Raw genomic sequence first — 7,335 nt, forward strand, 5'->3', positions numbered from 1 at the left:
CAACCACACCCACGCGAGCGGCACGGCCGAGATGTCGGTCTTCGACAAGATCGTCCCCGGCTATTATCACCGCCTCAACATGGACGGGTTCGTCGAGACGAGCACCTGCTGTCAGAACACCGCGACCGAGCACTACATGATGGAGCGGTTCATGGTGGACGACGTCGTCCACTGGGCGACCGACTTCAAGATCGACGGGTTCCGCTTCGACCTCATGGGGCATCACATGAAGTCGAACATGGTCAAAGTCCGTGAGGCGCTCGACGCCCTGACGATGGAGAAGGACGGCGTCGACGGCGAGGCGATCTACGTCTACGGCGAGGGCTGGGACTTCGGCGAGGTGCAGGGCGGCCGGCGCGGCGTCAACGCGACCCAGCACAACATGGCCGGGACCGGCATCGGCACGTTCAACGACCGCATCCGCGACGCCGTGCGCGGCGGGAGCGCGTTCTCCGACCGGCGCGACAGGGGCTTCGCGACGGGGCAGACGGACAGAATGGCCATGCTCCGCGCGGCCGACCGCATTCGGGTCGGGATGGCCGGGAACCTCAAGAACTACCGGTTCACCGACGCGACCGGTCGGCCCGTGATGGGCAGCTTCGACGGCGTCGGGTACGCGCTCGACCCGCAGGAGGCGCTGACCTACGTCTCGGCGCACGACAACGAGACGTTCTTCGACAAGATCCAGTACGCGGCGCCCTCGTCGGCCTCGATGGACGACCGGGTGCGCATGCAGATGGTCGCGATGTCGGTGACGGCCTTCACGCAGGGCATTCCGTTCTTCCACGCGGGCGTGGACATGCTCCGCTCGAAGTCGATGGACGCCGACAGCTACAACTCGGGCGACTGGTTCAACAAGCTCGACTTCACGTACCAGTCGAACAACTTCGGCGTCGGGCTCCCGATCGCCGAGAAGAACCGCGACCGGTGGAACATCATCCGACCGATCCTCGGCAACGAGGAAATCACGCCCGGTCCTTCGCACATCTCGATGACGGTCGAGCACATGAAGGAGATCCTGGCAATCCGGAAGAGCACGCCGCTCTTCCGCCTGAGGACCGGCGACGACGTGAGGTCGCGCGTCGCGTTCTGGAACACAGGGAGAGACCAGGTCCCGGGCCTCATCGTGATGAGCGTCTCGGACGAGGTCGAGGGGAAGCCGGACCTCGACCCGGAGCACCGCTCGCTGGTCGTCGTGGTCAATGCGGGCTCGCAGGGCGTCTCGTTCCAGGACGACGCCTTCGAGGACCGGGCGTTCGTGCTCCATCCGGTCTTCACCGAGTCGAACGACGCGGTCGTCCGCGGCGCCGAGTATGAGTCCAACGGCACGTTCGTCGTGCCGGGCCGGACGACGGCGGTCTTCGTCGAGCCGGAGTAGGAGCAGCCGCGTCGCCTGACACGGCGCAGGAAGGACCAGCCACGGGGCGCCGGGGAGACCCGGCGCCCCGTTCATTTTGACCCGGCGTTGCCGGTTGCGCGGTTCCCCGCGTGCGTGGTACGGTGCCCACGTTTGCGGAAAGCGCACCTTTCCACAGGGGGTTGCCATGCGGTGTGCGACAGTGTTCGTCTGTCTCCTTGTGCTGACGACGGTGGGAGCCGCCTCGTCGTCGCTCTCCGACGTCCTGCCGTCCGGAGGCGTCCCCGGGGCGCAGTTCGAGCGCGCGATCCAGGACTCCTTCGCGGCGCCAGGTCCACCTCACGTCAGCGCCATGGGGCTTGACTGGGTTCCGGGAATGGGCATCATGTACTTCGGCACGGAGGTCGATGGGTATCTCTATGAGGTTGAGCCGAACGGGATGCCCCACCTTCTCGTCGACATGGCTTCTCAATTGGGGTTCGACGCTGAGATCAACGGTGTCTGCTACGTGGGTCACCCTGAGGGCGGGCTGATCTACACGACCGACTACAACGGCCACGACTTGACCCAGGATCCGATCTTCGTGTTCGATGAGGTCGGTGCTCTGGTCGACTCGATCAACGTCAGGGACTTCTGTCCGGGTGTCGCGGGCATCGCCTTCGACGGAGCCTTCTTCTATCTCTCGAGCTACGATAACGACACGATCATCAGGTGTACCGAGGCGTTTGAGCCCGTCGATACCTGGCCTCATCCCGGAGCCGGAGCCGGAGCGGGCAGTCACGGGGGCGGTATCGACTTCGACCCGATGACGGGTCACATCTATCTGATGGACGCCTACAACACGTTCATCTACGTCTGTGACATGGGGATGAACGTCGTTGACGCGTTCCCCTCGCACTGGTACGGAAGCGTGGCGTTCGGTGTCAGCATCGGGCGGCTTCGGAGCGAACGTACGCTCTGGATCACCAGCTGGGCCACGAACCGGATCTACGAGATCGACGACCCGTTCTTCACGCCTGTTCAGGATGGGAGCTGGGGCGGGATCAAGGCCATGTTCCGGTGAGCGACCGGCGCGCCATACGGTCGTGGTGCCTGTACGACTGGGCGAACTCCGCCTTCGCCACGACCATCATGGCGGCGCTCTTTCCGCCCTTCTTCCGCTCGCTGGCCACGCGCGCGGGGATGGCCTCGGCGGACGCCACCGCTACGTGGGGCTACACCACCTCCGCGGCGCTCGTCCTCGTTGCGCTCTCAGCGCCCATCCTGGGCGCCGTCGCCGACGTCTCGGGCTCGAGGAAACGGCTGGTCGGCCTCTTCGCAGGCCTCGGTATCCTGGCGACGGCCCTTTTCGCAACGCTCGGTTCGGAGGCGTGGCTCCCCGCCGCGTTCCTCTTCATCGCCGGGAACATCGGGTTCGCCGGCGGCAACGTCTTCTACGAGTCGCTTCTCCCGCACATCACGACGCCTGAGACCATCGACGACGTCTCGGCCCGCGGCTTCGCGCTGGGGTACCTGGGCGGAGGCATCCTGCTCGTTCTGAACCTGCTCTGGGTCATGTTTCCCGACCGGTTCGGGATGCCCGGGGAGAGCTTCGCCATCCGCGCGTCGTTCATAAGCGTCGCGGTCTGGTGGGGGGCGTTCTCGGTCCCGTTCTTCCGGGACGTGCCGGAGCCGCGGCTGGAGGGCATCCGTCTTCCGAGAGGCGGGGTGCTGCCCGAGGCGTGGGGACGCCTTCGGACGACCTTCAGCGAGCTCTCGAACTACCGGCATCTCTTCGTCTTCCTCATCGCGTTCTGGATCTACTCGGACGGCATCGGGACCATCGTCCGGATGGCGACGGCGTACGGCGACGAGATCGGCATCGGCCTGAACGACATGATCGGGGCGCTCGTGCTCACGCAGTTCGTGGGGGTGCCGTGCTCACTCCTCTTCGGACGGGTCGCCTCGAAGACCGGGCCGAAACCGGCGGTGCTCGTGGGGCTCACGGTCTACGCCGTCATATCGGTCGCCGCGTACTTCATGAGCACAGCGGCGCACTTCTACGCGCTGGCGATCGGCGTGGGCGTCGTCCAGGGCGGCACCCAGGCCGTCTCCCGGTCGCTCTTCGGTTCCATGGTGCCCCGGCACAAGGCCGCCGAGTTCTTCGGCTTCTTCAGCACGAGCTCGAAGTTCGCAGGCATAGCAGGGCCCTTCATCTTCGGGCTCGTCGGACAGCTCGCCGGCACCAGCAGGATGGGCATCGTGTCGGTTGCGGCCTTCTTCATCGTGGGCGCGCTGCTCCTTGGACGCGTCGATGTCGACGCGGGGCGGGCGGCGGCCCGGAGGGCCGAAGAGGCGGCCGCCTCGTAGGGGAGGAGTGATGGGAAGGAGACCGACGCAGAAGGAGCGCACGAGACGGACGTTCATCCGACTCGTGATCCTGGTAGCCGTGGCGCTGATGCTCTGGTTCAACGCCGAGCGCATCCACGTGGCCTATCTGTCCGCCCTGGTGCTTGCCGAGAGCGGAACGCCGCTCGAAAGCGGTCCCGCGGAGGTGCGGCTCCCGGACCCCGTCGTGGCGGACGTGAGGTACGAGGGCGCCGGTCGGACCATCGACGCGACGCTCTACCTCCCGTCGGAAGGCGAGCCGCCGTATCCGGGGTTGGTCGTGAACCACGGTGTGGCGGCGGGCGGCCGGGACGACGCCAGGCTCACGAACTTCGCCGACGCGATGGCGCGCGCCGGCTTCGCCGTCCTCGCCCCGGACTTCGTGAACCTGCGGGGGTTTCAGGTGAGGCTGTCGGATGTGGACGAGCTGGTCGCGTCGTTCGAGTACCTCGCGTCGCGCGAGGACGTGGACGAGCGGCGCGTCGGCATGTTCGGCCTGAGCTACGCGGGCGGCCTTGCGCTGCTCGCCGCGGCCGACGAGCGCATCAACAAGGACGTCGCGTTTCTCTTCCTGCTGGGCGCCTACTACGACCTCCGGCACATCGTGACGTATATGACGACCGGCTACCACCGCGAGGACGGCGAGTGGGTTTACCTCGAGCCGAGGAACGCCGGGCGGTGGGGGTTCCTTCTGAACAGCGTCGGTCTCGTCGAGACCGAGTCGGACCGCGAGCCGCTCCGGAGGATCGCCGAGCGGCGGTACGAAGCCCCCGACGCGGACGTCTCGGACCTCGTGCCGAAGCTCAGCGAGGAGGGCCGGCTCATTGTCGACCTCATGACGAACGACGATCCCGAACGGGCGCTGGAACTGACCGGACGGCTCAACCCCCGCATCCGACGCTACCTCGACATGCTCTCGCCGGCCGGCACACTGGACCGGGTCCGCGCGCGGCTCATCATCGGACACGGGTACGACGACGACATGATGCCCTACACCGAGAGCGTCCTGATCGCCGAGAACGCGCCGCCGCAGGCTGAGGTGCATCTTGAGCTGCTCGAGTCGTTCCAGCACGTCGACCTGACCATCGGCGGCGGGAAGGGCCTGCTCGGGTTCTTCCGCTCGCTGCCCGAGCTCTGGCGGCTCTTCTCGATCACGTACGACCTTCTCGAGACGGGGTTGCTCCCGAACGCCTGCGTCACGGCCTAGGGTCGGCCCGGTCCCGCGCCGCGCACGGGACCACGGCCACCAGCAGAAGCGCCGGGAGCATCCGCCCCCGGCGCTTTGTTCGTTCGGTGTGAGCTGTTCGGTCGAGCGCGGCGCGACTCTCGCGCTACCTCAGCACGACCGCCTTCCTGAGCGCTTCCTTCCCGCCCGACTCGATGCGGACGACGTACACGCCCGCGGCCACGCGCGAGCCCGAACGGTTCGTGCCGTCCCAGCTGACCTCGCTCCGGCCGGCGGGGAACTCGTCCTCGCCGATGATCTTCACGAGACGCCCGGCGATGTCGTAGATGGCGAGCTTCGCGCGGCCCGGCTCCGGCAGGTCGAACGCCACGCGCACGCCCTCGAACGTCGGGTTCGGATAGGGCGGCAGCAGCCGGAAGCCGGCCTTCGTCTCGCCGGGACCGTCGACGACACCCGTCTGGCCGTCAGGCACGAGGATGACGAGCGCCATCTTCGAGAGCGCGATCTCGAGCGACTGCGAGTAGCCGTCGCGCGGGATGGCGTCGGGGGAGAGAAGCCCCGGGTTCGTCGTGCCGGTACCCATGTAGGCCGGGTCCTGTGAGTTCACGTACTCGGTCCACGGCTCGTCGGTCGGAATGCCGATGCGGTAGTTCCCGAAGTCCGAGTTCGAGAAGTTGGCCACGACGACCACATCATCTCCGAAGTAGTTCGTGCGACGGTAGGCGATGACGTTCGAGCCGTCGTTCACGTGGAAGATCTCTATGCCTGAGTCGGCGCGGAGAGCGTCCTCGGTCGTCCTGAGCCGGATGACGTCGGCGTAGTAGTCGAAAATGCCCGCGTAGGTCGTCTTGTGCGACCAGTCGATGCGGTTCGCCGCGTCCGTGCCGAAGTCGCGGTCCTCCAGCCACTCCGTGCCCTGGTGGATGGCCGGAACACCCGGCGCCGTCAGCACGATGCCCTGCGCGAGCTTCGTCCGGCCCTTCGCGTACTGGTCGTCGTGCGGTGCCGAGGTGTCGATGGTCTTCACGATCCGCTGCCCGCCGCTCGTCGGCCAGCACTCGTCGTGGAGCTCGAGGTAGTTCGTGACGTAGCGGCCCGAGAGGTACCCGCCGCTCCCGTCGAGGATGTCCGCGATGACGCCCATGTCGGGGTCGCCGAGCGCCGCGTCGATGATCTCCTCGCGCAGGCGGTCCGTGAAGTGGTCGTAGTACTGTGAGTCGAACCCGGCGCCGCCCGAGCTTGTCGGACGGGTGACCCACGAGTCGTCGGGGAGCTGCTCGGCGATGGCGATCTTGTCGACCCACCGGCGGTCCATGTCGTCGTTGAACCGCTGCATCAGGCTCCAGCCGGCGGCCTCCTGCGGGTAGATGTTCATGAACTCTGTGGCGTCCATGCGGAAGCCGTCCATGCGGTACTCGCCGAGCCACATGTACATGCTCTCGATGAACCAGTCCCGGACGCCCGGGTTGTCGAAGTCGTTCTGGCTGCCCCATGGGGTCTCGACGGCCGGGTCGTCGAAGTAGAACTGCGTTCCGTCGTAGTACCAGAGGAAGTTGTCGCTGAACGAGACGTGGTTCCAGACGATGTCGTGGATCACCGCGATGCCGCGCGAGTGCAGCACGTCCACGAGCTCTCGCACGTCGTCCGGGTCGCCGTAGTACGCCTCGGGCGCCCACTGGGTGATCGGGTTGTAGCCCGCCGAGTAGTCCCAGGGGAACTCCGTGATCGGCATGAGCATGACGACGTTGACGCCGAGCTCGACGAGGTGGTCGACGCGCGCCGTCACGTCGGCGTACTTCGACGGGAATGCGGTCGAGCCGAACGGATCGTTGTATCCGGCGAAGGTGCCGACGTGGAGCTGGTAGATGACCATCTTCTCGTGGGGCGGCACGTTGAAGTCCTCGACCTGCCAGTCGTAGCGCGTCGGGTCCTCGACGTACGCGTTGTAGTTGTCGCCGGGCTCCAGCGCCCTCGCGCGGGCGTCGGTGTTCCAGACCGAGTTCTGGAAGTAGTACTTGTACTGGTCGCGGTCGTCGGCCGCCGGCACGTGCAGGATGAAGTCATCGCCGACGCGCTGCATCTGGTCGGACGTGCCCCACCCGTTGAACTCGCCACGGACGTGCGCGACGGTCCGGTCCGGCGACCAGACCTTGAAGACCACCCCACCGCCCTCCGCCGGCGTCGAGCCGTACGGCGCGTGGGAGAGGGTCGTGAAGTCCATCTCAAAGCCCGTCGAGGGCACAGTGTCTGTCATGCCGGAGGGGCCGAGGTAGTCGGTATCGGTGCCGTCTGTGACCTCGAAGAGGAACTCGATGGTGCTTCCGGACGGGGCCGGGACGGTCGCCTCCCACACGTCGTACGGGCCGCGGCTTCCGACGAGCGCGGCATCGTAGTACGAGACGCCGCCGTCGTCGAGACGGACGCG

At 66.7% G+C, this 7,335-nt stretch carries 5 protein-coding genes; 4 read left to right on the top strand and 1 reads right to left on the bottom strand.

Annotated features, from left to right (window positions below):
* The 4 genes from GF405_07445 to GF405_07460 form a co-directional block, all read left to right on the top strand.
* A partial coding sequence (locus tag GF405_07445; protein ID MBD3367990.1) for a DUF3372 domain-containing protein occupies positions 1 to 1,378 on the top strand: 1,378 nt, incomplete at its 5' end.
* 166 nt (positions 1,379 to 1,544) lie between these two features.
* Positions 1,545 to 2,420: a hypothetical protein gene (locus GF405_07450; GenBank protein MBD3367991.1), complete on the top strand. Its 876-nt coding sequence runs from the start codon at positions 1,545 to 1,547 to the stop codon at positions 2,418 to 2,420.
* Positions 2,417 to 3,706, top strand: coding sequence for an MFS transporter (locus GF405_07455; GenBank protein ID MBD3367992.1), 1,290 nt, complete (start codon positions 2,417 to 2,419; stop codon positions 3,704 to 3,706). Before GF405_07450 ends, GF405_07455 begins: the two co-directional genes overlap by 4 nt.
* Positions 3,651 to 4,931, top strand: a complete 1,281-nt coding sequence (locus tag GF405_07460; GenBank protein MBD3367993.1) for a hypothetical protein — start codon at positions 3,651 to 3,653, stop codon at positions 4,929 to 4,931. The genes GF405_07455 and GF405_07460 overlap by 56 nt, the downstream gene beginning before the upstream one ends.
* Before the next feature lie 124 nt (positions 4,932 to 5,055).
* Here GF405_07460 and GF405_07465 read toward each other — a convergent pair.
* A partial coding sequence (locus tag GF405_07465) for a T9SS type A sorting domain-containing protein (protein ID MBD3367994.1) occupies positions 5,056 to 7,335 on the bottom strand: 2,280 nt, incomplete at its 5' end.

This window comes from Candidatus Effluviviaceae Genus V sp. (genome assembly GCA_014728125.1).
Taxonomy (GTDB): Bacteria; Joyebacterota; Joyebacteria; order Joyebacterales; family Joyebacteraceae; genus WJMD01.

Excerpts from the sequence above, each read along its gene's own strand:
- GF405_07450 (MBD3367991.1), top strand. The coding sequence starts at position 1,545 with ATGCGGTGTGCGACAGTGTTCGTCTGTCTCCTTGTGCTGACGACGGTG.
- GF405_07460 (MBD3367993.1), top strand. The coding sequence starts at position 3,651 with ATGTCGACGCGGGGCGGGCGGCGGCCCGGAGGGCCGAAGAGGCGGCCG.